The organism is Streptomyces sp. NPDC006544 (assembly GCF_040611715.1).
In the GTDB taxonomy this organism is placed as follows: domain Bacteria; phylum Actinomycetota; class Actinomycetes; order Streptomycetales; family Streptomycetaceae; genus Streptomyces.
In genome coordinates this window covers 84,378-101,476 of record NZ_JBEXOV010000016.1, presented here as the reverse complement: position 1 = coordinate 101,476, position 17,099 = coordinate 84,378, and the positions used below count along the sequence as shown (strand labels likewise).

Below are 17,099 nucleotides of genomic sequence, written 5' to 3'. Positions count from 1 at the left end.
CGAAGGTGGTCATGGTTGTTCCTCCAGATACAGCGGGAATATCCCGGAAAGCCCGGGGGCAGGCCTTGCTGCCATGAAACGTGTCTATGTGTGACGTCCGCACCGCCGCGGTCGCGTGCGCGCGTACGGGCTGCGGGGCATGGCCGCGGCCCACACCGACCCGGCGTCGGTCCCGGCCGGGGACGGCCCGCCCGACGCCCCCGCCGACCCGTGGGCCCGCTCCTGGGTGAGCTGCGTCGGGAGCTGAGGGGGGACGGTCGGAGCCGCCGCCCCGGCGCCCGGGCGCGGTGGTCCGCGCGGCCGCACCGGCGTCCGGCGGGGCTCCCGGCTGTCTCCTCAGGCCTCCGGGACGGCGTGGGGGAACGGCTCCGGAACCCAGAGCATGAGGCTGCTCATCAGCTCGGCCTGCTCGATCGCGTCGTCCAGCGCGTGGTGGGTGTGCGGGCGGCGCGAGAGGAGTTCGGCGGGCATCAGGCGCTTCACGGCGGCGCGGAGCGGGACCCGGGCCTTGGCCGCGTAGAGGGTCTTCATGTCCAGGCAGCCGGAGTGGCCGAAGGGGCTGTCGCCGCCGAAGCTCATCAGGTACCAGTACAGGAACATCCAGTCGAAGGAGGCCGGGTACGCGCACATCACCGGCTGCGCGCCGGCGCAGACCTCCCGTACCCACGCGCGGAACTCCGCCATGGCGGCGGCCGGTTCGGCGCCCTCGCGGACCAGCCGGTCCCGGTCCAGCCCGCTGACGGCGAGCGCCCCGGGCACGAACTGCTCGCTGATCGGGCGCAACTCCCGATAGAAGGTGTCCTGTTCGGGATCGGCAGCCGTGTACGCAGCGCCGTCCTGGCGGCCGGCCACACAGGCGCCGAAGCTGATCATCGAGTAGGGCCCGGGGACGGGGCCGTCCGCCTCGACGTCGACGGAGAGGTAGAGGTTGGCGCGTGGAGTGCGGGCTGACATGCCCGAGAGCATGTCAGCCCGCACCGGACCGGACCACCGGATTCACGGGCGGCGGGGCCGGGAGGGCGCCCCGGCCGTCAGGAGGCGGGGGTCAGGTACATCCCGCTCTGGTCGGCCCCGGCGGTGTTCTTGCAGCTGAAGCCGCTCGTCGCCGGCTGGGCCACCACCAGCGCCAGGCAGCGGCCGGCCGCCAGCTGGCCGAAGTAGTTCGGGTGCATGGATTCCTGGATCAGACCCTGCGTCTCGCTGCTGTCGATCCAGCGCGCCCACTCGCTCGTCTTCGCCGAGGCCGGCGCCGAGGTGGTCACCTGCTTGCTGGCCTTCGCGCAGACCTCGCGTCCCTGCATCATGTCCCGCAGGTCGAGGAACTGCGCGCCCTTGGCGGCGGCCACCCCCTTGAGGCGGTTCGCGATCTGCGGCACGAGCGAGTCGCGCGCCCAGTCGGAGTCCTTGTTCCAGAACGGACAGCCGCCGGTGTTGAGCCGGCTCCAGTCGCTCTGCGTGTACCGGTTCTCCGCACCGCGCGGGATCGGCGAGGGGTAGGACTGCAGCACGATCCGGTACGAGGAGTCGCCGTAGCCGGCGGTGCGCATGACGGCCCGCACCTCGTCCACGGACTTGCCGACGTCCGCCATGACGGCGTCCATCTTCTCGTTCACGCCCTCCTGCTGGTCGTCGTAGCAGTAGGAGTTCCAGAGGACGAAGTCGAGCGCACAGTCCTTGATGATGTCGGCGAAGCCGAGATCGTTCCCGCCGATGGACAGCGCGATGACCTTGACGTTGTTGCTCGCGGCCACGGCGGCGAGCTGGTCGGCCTGCGGGGCCTCGCCCTTGAAGGCGACGCCGCCGTTCGAGGCCCGGAACACGTTCTGCGAGACCGCTCCGGAACAGGCGAGGTTGACGGCCACGTCGGCGACGGCTCCCGCGCTCCTCACCTCGGCGGAGTCGGACCGGTGGCAGCCGCCGGCGGTGGCGCCGTACACCTTGCCGGGGTCGTAGCTGCTGCCGCTGACCCAGGCCCGGTCGGTGCCGGTCCGGCTCCCGCTGTTGGTGAGGCTGTTGCCCTTCCAGCGACCGGCTTCGCCGGAGATGTAGCTGTCGCCGATGGAGACCACGGCGGTCGGCCCGGTCCCCGGTCCGTTCGCAGGCCCGGCGGCGGCCGTTCCGGCCCCTCCGGCCACGAGAGCCCCGGCGGCGAGCGGAAGTGCCATGGTGATCCCGGCCAGTCGTCGCACTCGACTGGGGGCGGTCCGGTTCGTGCGGTCGTTGCGGAATCCGATCACTGCGGAACTCCTGCGGTCGGCCATGCGGAAGCCAGGAACAACTCCGGTGCATGGCTGGGTAAGTGGGGGTTACCTCCGGCCGGTGGCAACCGGAAACGTGCCATGCCGCGCGTTGTTACCGCTAGGTACAGGTAAGTTACGAACAAGTAACAACCGATCGGTCGTTCGGCCCGGGGGGTGTTCTCGCCGGCCCGGCCCGGCTCCCGGAGTGCGCGCGAACGACAGCGCCCCCGGAGCCGGAGGGCTGCGGGGGCGCTGTCGGGATGTTCGGCCGCTGTGCGTTTCAGCCGAAGGCGGTGCCGGTCGAGGGGGTGCCGGTCGAGGCGGTCAGTCGACGAGCTGGTCGTACGCCGGGAGGGTGAGGAAGTCCGCGTAGTCCGCGTCCAGGGAGACCTTCAGGAGCAGGTCGTGGGCCTGCTGCCACTTGCCCGAGGCGAAGGCCTCCTCGCCGACCTCCGCACGGATCGCGGCGAGTTCGGTGGCGGCGACCTCGCGGGCGAGGTCGGCGGTGGCGAGCTCGCCGTTCTCGAAGACGACGCCGGCGTTGATCCACTGCCAGATCTGCGAGCGCGAGATCTCGGCGGTGGCCGCGTCCTCCATGAGGCCGAAGATGCCGACGGCGCCGAGACCGCGCAGCCAGGCCTCGATGTAGCGGATGCCGACCTGGACGGCGTTGCGCAGCCCCTCGTAGGTGGGCTTGGCGTCCAGGGAGTCGATCGCGATGAGCTCGCCGGGGGCCACCGAGACGTCCTCGCGCAGGCGGTCCTTCTGGTTCGGCTTCTCGCCGAGGACCGCGTCGAAGGAGGCCATCGCGATCGGGACGAGGTCGGGGTGGGCGACCCAGGAGCCGTCGAAGCCGTCGCCCGCCTCGCGGTCCTTGTCGGCCTTGACCTTCTCGAAGGCGATCTTGTTGATCTCGGCGTCCTTGCGGGACGGGATGAAGGCCGCCATGCCGCCGATGGCGTGGGCGCCGCGCTTGTGGCAGGTCCTGACCAGCAGCTCGGTGTAGGCGCGCATGAACGGGGCGGTCATCGTCACGGCGTTGCGGTCGGGCAGGACGAACTTCTCGCCGCCGTCACGGAAGTTCTTGACGATGGAGAAGAGGTAGTCCCAGCGGCCGGCGTTCAGGCCCGCCGCGTGGTCGCGGAGCTCGAAGAGGATCTCCTCCATCTCGTACGCGGCCGTGATGGTCTCGATCAGGACGGTCGCGCGGACCGTGCCCTGCGGGATGCCGACGTAGTCCTGGGCGAAGACGAAGATCTCGTTCCACAGGCGCGCCTCGAGGTGCGACTCGGTCTTCGGCAGGTAGAAGTACGGGCCCTTGCCGAGCGCGATCAGGCGCTTGGCGTTGTGGAAGAAGTACAGCCCGAAGTCGACGAGCGAGCCGGAGGCCGGGCCGCCCTCGAACTGGAGGTGGCGCTCCTGGAGGTGCCAGCCGCGGGGCCGCATGACGACGGTGGCGAGCTCCTGCGCCGGCTTCAGCGCGTACGTCTTGCCCGTGCGCGCGTCGGTGAAGTCGATGCGGCGCTCGTAGGCGTCGATCAGGTTGAGCTGGCCGAGGACGACGTTCTCCCAGGTGGGAGCCGAGGCGTCCTCGAAGTCGGCCAGCCAGACCTTGGCGCCCGAGTTCAGGGCGTTGATGGTCATCTTGCGGTCCGTCGGGCCGGTGATCTCCACACGGCGGTCGTTCAGCGCGGCCGGGGCGGGCGCCACCTTCCAGTCGCCCTCGCGGACCTGTGCGGTGTCCGGGAGGAAGTCGAGGGTGGACGTGCGGGCGATCTCGGCGCGGCGCTCGCCGCGCAGGGCGAGGAGCTCGGCGCGACGCGGGGCGAACCGCCGGTGGAGCTCGGCCACGAAGGCGAGAGCCGCTTCGGTGAGGACCTCGTCCTGCCGGGGCAGGGGTTCGGCGTCGACGATGGCCAGCGAGGACGGCGCTGGTGCGGACATATCTGTCACTCCTTCAGCGGCGGTGCCTGGCGGCCGCGGGGGAATGCTCGCGCTGGACGGCACGCAGTGCCGTCGGGTGTGGAGAGTTCCGGATACGGTCGCGGGCGCCGTCTGGGGGTTCAGGGCGCTTCTGACCAGTGGATAGTAATTTCCTCATGGTGGAAGTTCAATGGTTTGTTGATATCGAGATTCTCCGGTTCGACAGATTCCACCGGTCGGTGGCCCTCAGTGCCATCTTCGTCACTGCGCGCTCACCTCGCACTCCGGTCCCTCTCAGGCAAGTCGTGCCAGGTCGGGCGGGGTGTCGATGTCGAACGCCTCCGCGACGTCCCCGCACTCGATCAGCGTGAGCTCCCCCGCGTGCGCCGCCACGTGCACCCGTGCGCCCTTGTCGCCGGTGGCCGTCGCCATGATGTCCGGCCACCGGTCCGAACCGAACAGCACCGGGTGCCCGCGCTCCCCGTCGTAGGCCGCGGCCACCAGGCTCGCGGGGGAGCGGTAGGCCAGCCGGACCCGGGCCACCGCTTCCGGCCCGATGCCCGGCTGGTCCACCAGGGACACCAGGGCCGCGTCGGCGCCCGTACCGGCCAGCGAGGCGAGGCCGACCCGCAGGGACGAGCCCATGCCCTCGGCCCAGTCCGGGTTGTCGCTCACCACGCACCCGCTCAGGTCCGCGCGCTCGCGCACCTCGGCCGCCGACGCGCCGAGCACCACGTGCAGCGGGCCGCAGCCCGCCTCCCGCAGCACCCGTACGGCGTTCTCCACCAGCGGGCGGCCCCGGTAGGGCAGCAGGGCCTTCGGCCGGCCGCCCAGCCGCCGCCCGCCACCGGCGGCGAGGAGCAGGCCCGCGATCACCGGGGCCGGGGGAGCGGTGCGGCCGGCCGCCGGGTGGTGCGGGACGTCCCCGTGCCGCTCGTGCCGCTCGGGGTCCTGCCGTGCGTTGCCGTGGGCTGCCATGTCATCGATTCTCGCTCGCGCCGCAGAAGACGCCGTACGGCGGCCAGCGCGTCCCTGACGCGCACCGGGTCGGCGATGCGGTTCTCGGCGGCAGCCAGCAGGGCACGTTCGTCACGGTCGGTGAGCACAGCGGAGTCTCCTTGCCAATCGGGGGCCAATGCAGCGAGTCTGGACCCCGATTGGCCTGGCAGGCAGAGCCAATCAGGGGAGGTTGGCATGGCAAACGGGCGAGTGGTCCAGACGGCGGACAGGACGATCGGGAGCCGTCAGCTCGCCGCGCTGCTCCCGGCAGGGGTACTGGCCCGTCCCGGCTACCGGGCCCTCGCCGACGCCGTCCGCACCCTGATCCTCGACGGCCGGATCGCCCTGCACGTGCGGCTGCCCGCCGAACGCGAGCTCGCCGAGGCGGTCGGAGCCAGCCGCGCCACCGTCACCGGCGCCTACGACCTGCTGCGCGAGAGCGGCTACGTCCGCAGCCGGCGCGGCTCCGGCACCTGGACCGAGCTTCCCGAAGGCCACCGCCCCGTCGGCTCGCACAGCATCGTCGGCGCCGGCGGGTACCGGGCCGACGGCGAGCCCGGCATCGACCTCGCCATCGCCGCCATGGGCGCCCCCGAAGGCACCTTCGCCGACGCGGTGGCCCGGGCGGTGCCCAGGGTCGCGGAATTCGCCCGCCACCCCGGCTACCACCCCTTCGGGCTGCCCGACCTGCGCACCGCCGTCGCGGACCGCTTCACCCGGCGCGGGCTCGCGACCCGGCCGGAGCAGATCCTCGTCACGGCGGGCGCGCAGCAGGCGTTCGCGCTGGTCGTGAGCCTGCTGTGCCGCCCCGGTGACCGGGTGATGACCGAGAACCCGACGTACGCCAACGCGCTGGAAGCGCTCCGGCACGCGCGGCTGCGGACCGGGTCGATCGCCGTCTCCGACGCGGGCTGGGACCTGGAGATCGCCGAGTCCACGCTGCGCCAGACCGTGCCGAGGCTCGCCTACGTCATCCCCGACTTCCACAACCCGACGGGCGCGCTGATGCCGCAGGAGCAGCGGCTGCGGCTGCTCGCGGCGACGCGGCGGACCGGGACCTGGCTGGTGGTCGACGAGACGATCGCGGACATCGCGCTCGACGTGCCCGCGCCCGCCCCGACGGCCGCGCTGGCGCCCCGGGGCGGGGCCGACCACGTGGTGACCATCGGTTCGCTGAGCAAGACGCACTGGGGCGGCCTGCGGGTCGGGTGGATCCGGGCCACCACCAAGATGATCGCGGAGCTGACCTCGGTACGGGTGGCGGCCGACATGACCGGATCGGTGCTCGACCAGCTGGTGGCACTGCCGCTGCTGGAGGGAATGGAGCGGTCGCTGCCGGAGCGGCTGGCACAGCTGCGGTCGCGGCGGGCGGCGCTGGTCGACTCGCTGGAGCGGCACACGCCCGAGTGGACCTGGCGGCTGCCGCCCGGCGGGCTGTCGCTGTGGGTGGACCTGGGGGAACCGGTCAGCTCGGCCCTCGCGGAGCGGGCGGCGGCGGCCGGGGTGCACATCGGCCGGGGCGCGCGGTTCGGGGTGGACCCCGGAACCTTCGAACACCGGTTGCGGATCCCGTACACCCTGCCGGCGGACCGGCTGGACGAGGGCGTACGGAGGCTGGCGGAGGCCTTCCACGACGGCGTCCCGCTGCCTTCGGCGGTCGAACGGCCGTACTGGGTGGCGTAGGGCGGGGTGGCACGGGGGCCGTCCCCCGTGCGCGGTGCGGGCGGTCCGCGGGCGAGGAGCTACGGGGTGCGGATCAGGCGGCGTGTGGCGGCCGCCGCCACCGCCGAGGTCCGGGAGTCGACGCCGAGTTTGGCGTAGATGTGGACCAGGTGGGACTTGACCGTGGCCTGGCTCAGGAAGAGCTGCTTGGAGATCTGCTGGTTCGACAGGCCGTCCGCGACCAGCTGCAGCACCTCCAGCTCGCGCTTGGTCAGCGCCTCCGCGGGCGTCCGCATGCGGTCCATCAGGCGCAGCGCCACCGCCGGGGCCAGCGCCGACTGGCCCGCCGCCGCCGTGCGGACGGCCGCCGCGAGCTCCTCCGGCGGGGCGTCCTTGAGCAGGTAGCCCGAGGCGCCCGCCTCCACCGCCGCCAGGATGTCCGCGTCCGTGTCGTACGTGGTCAGGACCAGCACCCGGGGAGCCGAGGGCGTGGCCGTGATCAGGGCCGTGGCAGCCGAACCGTGCATGCCGGGGCCGGGGCCGAACTGGAGGTCCATCAGGACCACGTCCACCCCGGCAGCGGCGGCCAGCTCCACCGCCCGTTCCGCCGTCGCCGCCTCCGCCACCACCTCGAAGTCCGGCTCGGTGTCCAGCACGGCGCGGAGTCCGGCTCGGACCACCGGGTGGTCGTCGGCCAGGAGCAGCCGGATCGTCATGACAGCGCCTCCGCGGGCAAGGGCAGGGTGACGGCCACGGCGGTGCCCTGGCCGGGGGAGGATTCGACGGTGAACAGGCCGCTCAGCGTCTCGGCCCGCGAGCGCATCGCCGGCAGGCCGAAGCCGCCGTCGCCCGAGGGCGCGGACAGGGGGTCGAAGCCGAGGCCGTCGTCGACGATGTCCAGCGTCACCGAGGTGTCCATGAAGGTCAGGGTGATCTCGGCGCGCCCCGCCCGCGCGTGCCGCACCACATTGGCCAGCGCCGACTGCGCGATCCGCAGCAGGGCCACCTCGTAGGGCGTCGGGAGGGGGCGGGCCGTGCCGCTCAGGGAGAAGCGGACCCGGGGGCCCGGAACCGCCGCGCAGAGCCGTTCCAGCGCGGCCGGGAGCGAGCCGTGCTCCAGATCCGGAGGCGTCAGGGCCCGTACGAAGCGCCGTGCCTCGGCGAGGTTCTCCTGCGCGGCCTCACGGGCCCGGGCGATGTGGGCCAGCGCGGCCGCCACCGCCGCGGGATCCACGGGATCCGCGGGATCCGCGCGAGGGCCCTCCTCCGAGGGGCCGGCGGCGCCCGTCGTCCCCGTCGGCACCCCCTCGGAGAGCGTCCGCTCCGCCGCCCGCAGCAGCAGCTGGATGGAGGAGAGTCCCTGTGCCAGGGTGTCGTGGATCTCCCGGGCCAGACGCTCGCGCTCCGCGAGGATCCCGGCCCCGCGCTCGGCCGCCGCCAGCTCGGCCCGGGTGGTGATGAGCTCCTCGATCAGCTCGCGCCGCCGCTCGCTCTCCCGGTAGAGGGCCTGGTAGCCCAGTACGGTCGCCACCGCCACGGCCCCTCCCAGGAGCGGCCCGAGGAACGCCCCGGGCGTCACCGCGCCGCTGTGCGCGAGGAATCCGGAGATCGCCGCGCAGGCCGTCAGCGCGACCGCCGCCACCCCCCAGCGCAGCCGCAGCAGGTGCAGCTCCAGGAAGTACAGCGGGAACGCGATCCACAGCCCGTCCGGGGAGACCACGAGCAGCCCCGCCCAGGCCGCGCAGACCGCGGCCAGCCACATCGCCCCGGCGCGCGGCGAGCGGTGCACCACCGGCGCCAGGACGCCCGCGAGGTACACGGCGGCCAGTACGGCGCAGGCGGCGACCACCCAGCCCGCGCGCGGCGCGGAGCCGGTGACGGCCCGCCCGGCGGCGAGCGCGAGCAGCCCGAAGAGCAGCGCGTGCAGGCACAGCCGCAGCACGCGCGAGACGGGTGTGAGGGGCCGGTCGCGGGCGTCCGCGGCGGCGGCGGGTGCGGCGGGTGCGGGGGCGTCCGTGAAGACGTCCGGGTTCGGCGTGGGGGGCGGTGCCGGGTTCGGTGCGGGGGGAGCAGTCATGACCTGACCAGCGTAAGTCCGCGTCCGGTGGCCCCGGTCAACCAAAGGATTGATGTCTCCGTGCGCCCTTCGATACCAGGATCCCTCCCGCGGCGCGATGCCCCGGGCCCGCGCGGAAGACCAGGGTGGGGACCATGTTCGTCGCATGGAGAGATCTACGGTTCGCCAAGGGCCGCTTCGCCCTGATGGGCTCGGTCGTCCTGCTGATCACGCTGTTGGTCGGCTTGCTGTCCGGGCTCACCGCCGGCCTGGCCCGGGAGAACATCTCGGCCCTCACCGGTCTGCCCGCCACCACCCGCGTCGCGTTCGCGGCGCCCACCGGGGACCAGAAGGTCTCCTTCACCAACTCACAGGTGCCCGAGAAGACCTGGCTGGCCTGGCGCGACCAGCCGGGGGTGACCTCGGCGCAGCCGCTGGGCATCCGCACCACCAACGCCGTCTCGGGTGACCGCACGGCCGCCGTGTCCGTCTTCGGCGTGGACCCGGCGGGTCCCCTCGCCCCCGCCGGGAGCGGGCTTACCCAGGGGCAGGTGGTCCTCACCGAGAAGGCCGCCAAGGAACTCGGCGGCCTCCGCCCGGGCTCCAGACTGACGATCGGCCCGGTCGAGGTGACCGTGGCCGCCGTCTCCGGCACCGCCGCCCACAGCCACACCCCGGTCGTCTGGATGGACCTGGGCGACTGGCAGCGCGTCGGCAACCCCGGCACCTCCCCCGACCCCCTCGCCACCGTCGTCGCCCTCGACGGAAAGGGCGGGGTCGACTGGGCGGCCGGCGACGAGGCCGCCGGCACCGAGGCCCGGACCGTCGACGACGCGCTGAGCGCCATCGGCTCGTACACCTCCGAGAACGGCTCGCTGCAGCTGATGCGAGGGTTCCTCTTCGCCATCTCCGCCCTCGTCATCGGGGCCTTCTTCACCGTGTGGACGATCCAGCGCAGCGGGGACATCGCCGTCCTGAAGGCACTGGGTGCCTCCACCCCGTACCTCCTGAAGGACGCGCTCGGACAGGCCGTGGTCATGCTGGCGATCGGTACGGGGGCGGGCACCGCCCTCGCCGCCGGGATCGGCGCCCTGATCAGCGGGGGAGCCGTTCCCTTCGTCCTCGAGCCCGCGACCGTGCTGGTGCCGGCCGCCGTCATGATCGCGCTCGGCGCGCTGGGCGCGGCCCTGTCCATCCGGCGGATCACCGCCGTAGACCCCCTGACCGCCCTCGGGAGCGCCCGATGACCCTGCTCGTCCACGACGTCACGCTCACCTACCCCGACGGCGACACCCGCCTCACCGCACTCGACGCGGTCCGCCTGGACGTCCCCGCGGGCACCCTGACGGCCGTCATAGGCCCCTCCGGCTCCGGCAAGTCCAGCCTGCTCGCGGTCGCGGCCACCCTCGTGACCCCCGACGCGGGAAGGGTCGTCGTCGCGGGGCAGGACACCACGTCGCTCGGGGCCGCGGAGAAGTCGGCGCTGCGCCGCGAGAAGATCGGGATCGTCTTCCAGCAGCCGAACCTGCTGGCCTCGCTCACCGCCGCCGAGCAGCTCCAGGTCATGGCACACGTCTCCGGCCGGCCCGCGCGCGCCCTGCGCCGCCGGGCCCTGGAGCTGCTGGACGCCGTCGGGCTGGCCGACAAGGCGGACAGGCGCCCGCACCAGCTCTCCGGGGGCCAGCGCCAGCGGATCAACATCGCCCGCGCCCTGATGAACGAGCCGGCCCTGCTGCTCGTGGACGAGCCGACCAGCGCCCTGGACCACGAGCGCGGCGCCGCCGTCCTCGACCTGCTGGTCACGCTCACCCGGGAGCGGTCCACCGCGACCGTCGTGGTCACCCACGACCACGCGCACCTGGAGCACATGGACCGCACCGCGACGATGACGGACGGCCGCCTCACGCAGGCCGTCGTACCGGCCGCGTAGCCTCCGGCCGCGGTCCGACGGCAAAGGACCCCTGCCGCCGCCGTACCGACGTACGCGAAAGGCCCCGGCCGCTCCCCTCGGACTCACGAGAGGGGGCGGCCGGGGCCTTTCGCGTACGCGGGGTCGTTACGCGGGGTCGTTACGCGGGGTTCTGGCTCTGCAGGGCCACCGACAGCTCGGCGGCGACGCCCTGCAGGATCGGCACGAAGGACTCGGCCACCGCCTCGGTCACCCGGCCCGCGGGGCCGGAGATGGAGATGGCGGCGGCGGTCGGCGAGTTCGGGACGGAGACCGCGAGGCAGCGGACTCCTATTTCCTGTTCGTTGTCGTCGACGGCGTAGCCCGCCTTGCGGACCTGCTCCAGGGCCTCCAGGAAGCCCTCGGGCGTGGTGATGGTCCTCTCGGTCGCGGCCGGCATCCCGGTGCGCGCCAGCAGGGCGCGCACCTCCTCCGCGGGGGTGTGCGCGAGCAGCGCCTTGCCCACGCCGGTGGAGTGCGGCAGTACGCGGCGGCCGACCTCGGTGAACATGCGCATGGAGTGCTTGGACGGCACCTGGGCGACGTAGACGATCTCGTCGCCGTCGAGCAGGGCCATGTTCGCCGTCTCCCCGGTCTCCTCCACGAGACGCGCGAGGTAGGGGCGGGCCCACGTGCCCAACAGCCGCGACGCGGACTCGCCGAGGCGGATCAGCCGGGGGCCGAGGGAGTACCGTCGATTGGTCTGCTGTCGTACGTAGCCGCAGGCCACGAGGGTGCGCATGAGGCGATGGATGGTGGGCAGCGGCAGACCGCTGGCTGCGGAGAGCTCGCTCAGGCCGACTTCGCCCCCCGCGTCGGCCATGCGTTCGAGCAGATCGAAGGCGCGCTCGAGGGACTGGACGCCACCGCTGGCGGCGGTGGGCTTGGTGGAGGCGTCGGTGGTGCTGGCGCTGGACGTCGGCACGGCGCGGTCCTTTCGGTGCTGGCAGGCAAGGAAGCAGCCTACCGGTCGGTCGGCGTCGGCCCTAGAGCCGGGGCAATGCCGTCCCCGCCGGTCAGAGGCGGTATGTCCTGGTGGCGGACGTCCCCGGGAAGTTACCGGCCCGGCATCCGGTGGTGGTAGATCCATTCTGCATAGCGAAATCTTAATTCCATCTTGTGGAAACATCCAATTGCGCCCCGCACGTGTCAGTGGTCCGTCCGGTCACTCTTGACTGGCCCCGGATCGACGTGAAGACTCCGTCAACAGAACGTTGAATTTCGCTCTGTGGAAGTAGATGGGGAGGTTCCGGTGTCCGAGCCGGCTGTGGAACTGGTACTGCGCTCGACGCGCGTCATCACCCCCGAGGGGACGCGCGCCGCTTCGGTGGCCGTCGCCGGCGGGAAGATCGCGGCCGTGCTGCCGTACGAGGCCGGCGTACCGGCCGGTGCCCGGCTGGAGGACTTCGGCGACGACGTGCTCCTCCCCGGCCTGGTCGACACCCACGTGCACGTGAACGACCCCGGCCGCACCGAGTGGGAAGGCTTCTGGACGGCCACCCGGGCCGCCGCGGCCGGCGGCATCACCACCCTCCTCGACATGCCGCTCAACTCGCTGCCGCCGACCACCACGACCGCCAACCTGGTGGTCAAGCAGGAGGTCGCGCGGACCAAGGCGCACGTGGACGTCGGCTTCTGGGGCGGCGCCCTGCCCGACAACGTCAAGGACCTGCGCCCGCTGCACGACGCGGGCGTCTTCGGCTTCAAGTGCTTCCTGTCGCCCTCCGGCGTGGAGGAGTTCCCGGAGCTCGACCAGGAGCGGCTGGCCGCCTCGCTCGCCGAGATCACCGGCTTCGGCGGCCTGATGATCGTGCACGCCGAGGACCCGCACCAGCTGGAGTCCGCGCCGCAGAACCCCGGCCCCAAGTACGCCGACTTCCTGGCCTCCCGCCCCAAGGACGCCGAGAACGCCGCGATCCGGAACCTGATCGACCAGGCGAGGCGGCTGGACGCACGCGTCCACGTACTGCACCTGTCCTCCTGCGACGCGCTGCCGCTCATCGGCGCCGCCAAGGCCGAGGGCGTCCGGATCACCGTCGAGTCCTGCCCGCACTTCCTGACCCTCACGGCCGAGGAAGTCCCGGACGGCGCCACCGAGTTCAAGTGCTGCCCGCCCATCCGTGAGGCCGCCAACCAGGACCTCCTGTGGGACGCGCTCGCCGACGGCACCATCGACTGCATCGTCTCCGACCACTCGCCCTCCACCGCGGACCTCAAGACCGGCGACTTCGCCACCGCCTGGGGCGGCATCTCCTCCCTCCAGCTGGGGCTCCCGGCGATCTGGACCGAGGCGAAGAGGCGCGGCCGCACCCTCGAGGACGTCGTCCGCTGGATGTCCGCCGCCCCGGCGGCCCTCGCCGGCCTGGCCCAGAAGGGCGCGATCGAGGCCGGCCGCGACGCCGACTTCGCCGTCCTGGCCCCCGAAGAAACGTTCACCGTGGACCCGGCCCACCTCCACCACCGCAACCAGGTCACGGCGTACGCGGGCAAGACCCTGCACGGCGTCGTGAGGTCCACCTGGCTGCGCGGTACGCAGATCGCCGACCACGGCACCCCGACCGAGCCCACGGGCCTCCTCCTCGAAAGGCAGAACTGACGTGCCGATTCCTTCCTTCACCGGTAACGCGAACCCGTACGCGGGCGGCGACCCGTACGCGGACTACCGCACCGCGGACTTCCCGTTCACCCAGTACGCGAACCTCGCCGCCCGTGAACTGGGCGCCGGTGTCACGTTCGCCAACGACGAGTTCTTCGCCCAGCGCGAGAACCTCCTCATCGCCGAGGCCGCGCACTTCGACCCCGAGCACTTCGGCCACAAGGGCAAGATCATGGACGGCTGGGAGACCCGCCGCCGCCGTGGCGTCTCCGCCACCCAGCCCTGGCCGACCCCCGAGGACCACGACTACGCCCTGGTCCGCCTCGGCGCCCCCGGCGTGATCCGCGGCATCGTCGTCGACACCGCCCACTTCCGCGGCAACATGCCGCAGGCCGTCTCCATCGAGGGCACCAACTGGGAAGGCGCCCTCGCGCCGACCCCGGAGGAGCTCCTCGACGGGAGCGTCAAGTGGACCGTGCTCGTCCCGCGCACCGCGGTCGGCGGCCACGCGGCCAACGGCTTCGAGGTCACCGCCGAGCAGCGCTTCACGCACCTGCGCGTCAACCAGCACCCGGACGGCGGCATCGCCCGCCTGCGCGTGTACGGCGAGGTCGTCCCGGACCCGAAGTGGCTCGCCGCGCTCGGCTCCTTCGACGTGGTCGCGCTGGAGAACGGCGGCTCGGTGCAGGACGCGTCCAACCGCTTCTACTCCCCGCCGACCAACACCATCAACCCGGGCCGCTCCCGCAAGATGGACGACGGCTGGGAGACCGCCCGCCGCCGCGACAACGGCAACGACTGGATCCGCTACCAGCTCGTCGCCGAATCCGAGATCCGCGCCGTCGAGATCGACACCGCGTACCTCAAGGGCAACTCGGCCGGCTGGGCCTCCCTCTCCGTCAAGACCGGCGAGGACGGCGAGTGGGCGGAGTTCCTGCCCCGCACCCGCCTGCAGCCCGACACCAACCACCGCTTCGTGCTCGACACCCCGGCGGTCGGCACGCACGTGCGCATCGACATCTTCCCGGACGGCGGTTTCTCCCGCCTGCGCCTGTACGGCGCCCTGACGGAGGCCGGCGCGGCCGCGCACGCCGCCCGTCACCAGGAGCTGGGCGGCTGACGCCACCCGCCTCCGTACCACCGGGAACCGGGCGGCTGCTGCGCCACCCGCTTCCGCACCACGCCGACCGCGCCGGGGGCCGACACCTCCGGGCGCGTTCACCAGCCCGCAGGGGCGCGCCACTCGGGGTGCGCCCCCGCGGTGTATCCGCCCCCCGGTTAGCCTGAGACCGACCACTGCGGACACCCAGGGGGACGGACGATGACGGCGACTGCCGACGCACCGCGCACCACGCAGCAGCGCCGCGAGGACACATTGGCCCGGTTCGAGAACGACGTCGACGTCTGGGTGGCGACGGCGGACGCCGAGGGCGTCCCGTGCCTCGTGCCCCTCTCGTTCCGCTGGGACGGCGAGACGTTCCTGATGTCGACCGGCCGCACCCTGCCCACCGGCCGCAACCTCGCCGCCACCGGCCGCGTCCGGCTGGCCTTCGGCGCGACCCGCGACGTGGTCCTGGTGGAGGGCACCGCGACCCGCCTGGAGGCGGCGGACCTGCCCCCCGCCGAGATCGAGGCCTTCGCGGCCCACTCCGGCTTCGACCCGAGCAGCCTCAAGACGCCGTACCCGTACTTCCGTGTGACCCCCGTCTGGATCCAGGCCTGGCGCGAGGCCGACGAGATCGCGGGCCGCGACCTGATGCAGCGGGGCCGCTGGCTTCCCTGAGGTTCCCGCGCGCCGCGGCGACGAGTTCGGGGCGGGGCGGGAGTCTGGATCCTCGTAAGGACGGACGAGCAAGGAGCGCGGAGCCATGGGGAAGCTGACCCTGACCACCTTTCTGAGCCTCGACGGCGTGATGCAGGCGCCCGGGGGGCCCGAGGAGGACCCGAGCGGTGGGTTCGAGTACGGGGGGTGGCTGGTGCCGTTCGCCGACGAGGGGATGGGGGAGTTCATGGACGGGGTGTTCGAGCGGGCCGGGGGCTTCCTGCTCGGGCGCAAGACCTACGACATCTTCGCCGCGTACTGGCCTGAGCACGACGACCCCGCCAATCCGATCGCGGGCAAGCTGAACCGGCTGCCGAAGTACGTGGCCTCGACGACGCTCAAGGAGCCCGCCTGGGGGCCCGCCACCGTGATCGACGGGGAGCACCTGCAGAGCGAGATCGTCCGGGTCGAGGACGGACTGGAGGAGGGCAAGGAGCTCCAGGTGCACGGCAGTGGGCAGCTGGCCCAGTGGCTGCTGGCCCGGGATCTGGTCGACGAGCTCAACCTGCTGGTCTTCCCGGTCTTCCTCGGCGCCGGCCGCCGGCTGTTCCCGACCGGGGCGCTGCCCACGGCGTACGAGCTCCTCGCCTCGCGCACCACCGGCAGCGGCACGGCCATCCACACCTACCGCCCGGCGGGCCGCGCCACCTTCGGGACCTTCTGACTGCTTTCCGACTACCTTCTGCCTCCCTTCCGAACCGTCTGAGCAGGGGAAACGAGGGGCGGGGCGGAGACGGGACACCCCTCGACCGGGCGATCCCGCTCGGGTAGCGTGGGCCCGCCCCGTGCGAGCCGCCGAAGTCTCCACCCGCCTCACCCGCCTCGTGTCGCTGGAGACCTGGTGTCCACTGCTCCCGCCCCCGCCGTCACTGCCGCGCCCCTCTCCGCCCCCCGCCGGGCCTGGCTCGCCGATCTGCCGGTGCTGCTCGTCGCCGTCGTCTGGGGCGGCAGCTACCTCGCGGCCAAGGGGATCACCACCACCCACACCGTCATCGCGGTACTGGTGCTGCGCTTCGCGCTGGTGCTGCCCGTGCTCGTCGTCGCCGGGTGGGCGCGGCTGCGCGCGCTGACCCCCGCCCAGCTGCGCGGCGCCGGGGTGCTGGGCCTCGTACTCGGCGGGATCTTCCTGCTGGAGACCTACGGGGTCGTCCACACCTCCGCCACCAACGCCGGGCTGATCATCAGCCTGACCATGATCTTCACCCCGCTCGCCGAGGCCGCCGTCCGGCGCAGGGCCCCCTCGGCGGCCTTCCTGGGCGCCGCGGCCGTCTCCGTCGGCGGCGTCGTGCTGCTGACCCAGGGGGCCGGCTTCACCACGCCGAGCGCCGGTGACCTGCTCATCCTCGGCGCCGCGCTCGCCCGGACCCTGCACGTGCTGCTCATGGCCCGGATCGAGGCCGTGCAGGAGGCCGACTCGCTCTCCCTCACCACCGTGCAGCTCGGCAGCGCCGTCGCCGTGTTCGCCGTACTGGCCGTCCTGCCCGGCACGGGCGCGAGTCCCTGGGCGGCCGCCGCCGGGTTCGGGGCCGCGCAGTGGGCCGGACTGGCCTTCCTCTCCGTCTTCTGCACCCTCTTCGCCTTCTTCGCGCAGATGTGGGCCGTGCGCCGCACCTCGCCCTCCCGCGTCAGCCTGCTGCTCGGCACCGAACCCCTGTGGGCGGCCGCCGCGGGCATGGCCATCGGCGGCGAGCACCTCGGGCCGGCCGGACTCGCGGGCGTGGTCCTGGTACTCGCCGGCACCGCCTGGGGCCGGCGCGCCGCAGCCTGACCGATTGGCCGAAACCAGCTCGGCCCCAAGGTCAACTCCCGGTCTAGGGTGACCACATGCCAGATCTGGACCTCAGCACGGGGCC

Annotated in this window: 15 protein-coding genes; 8 read left to right on the top strand and 7 right to left on the bottom strand. The window is 72.8% G+C overall.

The window, feature by feature from the left end; translation table 11 throughout:
* Window positions 1-336: 336 nt before the first annotated feature.
* From ABZY44_RS10985 to ABZY44_RS10970, 4 genes are all read right to left on the bottom strand, one after another.
* The gene (locus ABZY44_RS10985; protein ID WP_356652194.1) at window positions 337-954 is read right to left on the bottom strand and encodes a 3'-5' exoribonuclease; all 618 of its coding nucleotides are present in this window, start codon (window positions 952-954) and stop codon (window positions 337-339) included.
* 77 nt (window positions 955-1,031) lie between these two features.
* Complete coding sequence (locus tag ABZY44_RS10980; RefSeq protein WP_356652192.1) at window positions 1,032-2,237, bottom strand: hypothetical protein; 1,206 nt, start codon at window positions 2,235-2,237, stop codon at window positions 1,032-1,034.
* Between the two features lie 327 nt (window positions 2,238-2,564).
* Window positions 2,565-4,184 (bottom strand): malate synthase A, encoded by a 1,620-nt coding sequence (aceB, locus tag ABZY44_RS10975; RefSeq protein ID WP_356652190.1) that lies wholly within the window; start codon window positions 4,182-4,184, stop codon window positions 2,565-2,567.
* A 273-nt stretch (window positions 4,185-4,457) separates the two neighbouring features.
* Window positions 4,458-5,141, bottom strand: a complete 684-nt coding sequence (locus ABZY44_RS10970) for a nucleotidyltransferase family protein (RefSeq protein ID WP_356652188.1) — start codon at window positions 5,139-5,141, stop codon at window positions 4,458-4,460.
* A gap of 216 nt (window positions 5,142-5,357) precedes the next feature.
* Between ABZY44_RS10970 and ABZY44_RS10965 the strand changes: the two genes are divergently transcribed.
* The gene (locus tag ABZY44_RS10965) at window positions 5,358-6,845 is read left to right on the top strand and encodes a PLP-dependent aminotransferase family protein (protein ID WP_356652186.1); all 1,488 of its coding nucleotides are present in this window, start codon (window positions 5,358-5,360) and stop codon (window positions 6,843-6,845) included.
* Between the two features lie 59 nt (window positions 6,846-6,904).
* Here the strand turns inward: ABZY44_RS10965 and ABZY44_RS10960 are convergent, their stop codons facing one another.
* Together ABZY44_RS10960 and ABZY44_RS10955 are read right to left on the bottom strand one after the other, a co-directional pair.
* Window positions 6,905-7,540: a response regulator transcription factor gene (locus ABZY44_RS10960; RefSeq protein WP_356652184.1), complete on the bottom strand. Its 636-nt coding sequence runs from the start codon at window positions 7,538-7,540 to the stop codon at window positions 6,905-6,907.
* Complete coding sequence (locus tag ABZY44_RS10955) at window positions 7,537-8,901, bottom strand: sensor histidine kinase (RefSeq protein WP_356652182.1); 1,365 nt, start codon at window positions 8,899-8,901, stop codon at window positions 7,537-7,539. Before ABZY44_RS10955 ends, ABZY44_RS10960 begins: the two co-directional genes overlap by 4 nt.
* A 134-nt stretch (window positions 8,902-9,035) precedes the next feature.
* On the opposite strand from ABZY44_RS10955, the gene ABZY44_RS10950 reads away from it, so the two are divergent.
* Window positions 9,036-10,127, top strand: coding sequence for an ABC transporter permease (locus tag ABZY44_RS10950; protein WP_356652180.1), 1,092 nt, complete (start codon window positions 9,036-9,038; stop codon window positions 10,125-10,127).
* The gene (locus ABZY44_RS10945; RefSeq protein ID WP_356652178.1) at window positions 10,124-10,810 is read left to right on the top strand and encodes an ABC transporter ATP-binding protein; all 687 of its coding nucleotides are present in this window, start codon (window positions 10,124-10,126) and stop codon (window positions 10,808-10,810) included. Before ABZY44_RS10950 ends, ABZY44_RS10945 begins: the two co-directional genes overlap by 4 nt.
* A gap of 139 nt (window positions 10,811-10,949) precedes the next feature.
* On the opposite strand, the gene ABZY44_RS10940 is transcribed toward ABZY44_RS10945, so the two are convergent.
* Window positions 10,950-11,753, bottom strand: coding sequence for an IclR family transcriptional regulator (locus ABZY44_RS10940; RefSeq protein ID WP_356652176.1), 804 nt, complete (start codon window positions 11,751-11,753; stop codon window positions 10,950-10,952).
* 327 nt (window positions 11,754-12,080) lie between these two features.
* Between ABZY44_RS10940 and allB the strand changes: the two genes are divergently transcribed.
* The 5 genes from allB to ABZY44_RS10915 all read left to right on the top strand — a co-directional run bounded on the left by allB (window position 12,081) and on the right by ABZY44_RS10915 (window position 17,014).
* On the top strand, window positions 12,081-13,424 hold the full coding sequence (gene allB, locus ABZY44_RS10935; RefSeq protein ID WP_356652174.1) for an allantoinase AllB: 1,344 nt from the start codon (window positions 12,081-12,083) through the stop codon (window positions 13,422-13,424).
* A 1-nt stretch (window position 13,425) separates the two neighbouring features.
* The gene (gene alc / locus ABZY44_RS10930; RefSeq protein WP_356652172.1) at window positions 13,426-14,544 is read left to right on the top strand and encodes an allantoicase; all 1,119 of its coding nucleotides are present in this window, start codon (window positions 13,426-13,428) and stop codon (window positions 14,542-14,544) included.
* 201 nt (window positions 14,545-14,745) lie between these two features.
* The gene (locus ABZY44_RS10925) at window positions 14,746-15,207 is read left to right on the top strand and encodes a pyridoxamine 5'-phosphate oxidase family protein (RefSeq protein WP_356652170.1); all 462 of its coding nucleotides are present in this window, start codon (window positions 14,746-14,748) and stop codon (window positions 15,205-15,207) included.
* 85 nt (window positions 15,208-15,292) lie between these two features.
* The gene (locus ABZY44_RS10920; RefSeq protein WP_356652168.1) at window positions 15,293-15,910 is read left to right on the top strand and encodes a dihydrofolate reductase family protein; all 618 of its coding nucleotides are present in this window, start codon (window positions 15,293-15,295) and stop codon (window positions 15,908-15,910) included.
* A gap of 177 nt (window positions 15,911-16,087) precedes the next feature.
* Entirely contained in the window at window positions 16,088-17,014 is a 927-nt protein-coding gene (locus ABZY44_RS10915; protein WP_356652166.1) for a DMT family transporter, read from the top strand.
* The last annotated feature ends 85 nt before the right edge of the window (window positions 17,015-17,099 follow it).

Bases quoted from the DNA above. Each gene is read 5' to 3' on its own strand.
- ABZY44_RS10925 (WP_356652170.1), top strand. From the start codon at position 14,746: ATGACGGCGACTGCCGACGCACCGCGCACCACGCAGCAGCGCCGCGAG.
- ABZY44_RS10960 (WP_356652184.1), bottom strand. From the start codon at position 7,540: ATGACGATCCGGCTGCTCCTGGCCGACGACCACCCGGTGGTCCGAGCC.
- ABZY44_RS10965 (WP_356652186.1), top strand. From the start codon at position 5,358: ATGGCAAACGGGCGAGTGGTCCAGACGGCGGACAGGACGATCGGGAGC.
- aceB (WP_356652190.1), bottom strand. From the start codon at position 4,184: ATGTCCGCACCAGCGCCGTCCTCGCTGGCCATCGTCGACGCCGAACCC.
- ABZY44_RS10985 (WP_356652194.1), bottom strand. From the start codon at position 954: ATGTCAGCCCGCACTCCACGCGCCAACCTCTACCTCTCCGTCGACGTC.
- ABZY44_RS10945 (WP_356652178.1), top strand. From the start codon at position 10,124: ATGACCCTGCTCGTCCACGACGTCACGCTCACCTACCCCGACGGCGAC.
- ABZY44_RS10970 (WP_356652188.1), bottom strand. From the start codon at position 5,141: ATGGCAGCCCACGGCAACGCACGGCAGGACCCCGAGCGGCACGAGCGG.
- ABZY44_RS10950 (WP_356652180.1), top strand. From the start codon at position 9,036: ATGTTCGTCGCATGGAGAGATCTACGGTTCGCCAAGGGCCGCTTCGCC.
- ABZY44_RS10955 (WP_356652182.1), bottom strand. From the start codon at position 8,901: ATGACTGCTCCCCCCGCACCGAACCCGGCACCGCCCCCCACGCCGAAC.
- ABZY44_RS10920 (WP_356652168.1), top strand. From the start codon at position 15,293: ATGGGGAAGCTGACCCTGACCACCTTTCTGAGCCTCGACGGCGTGATG.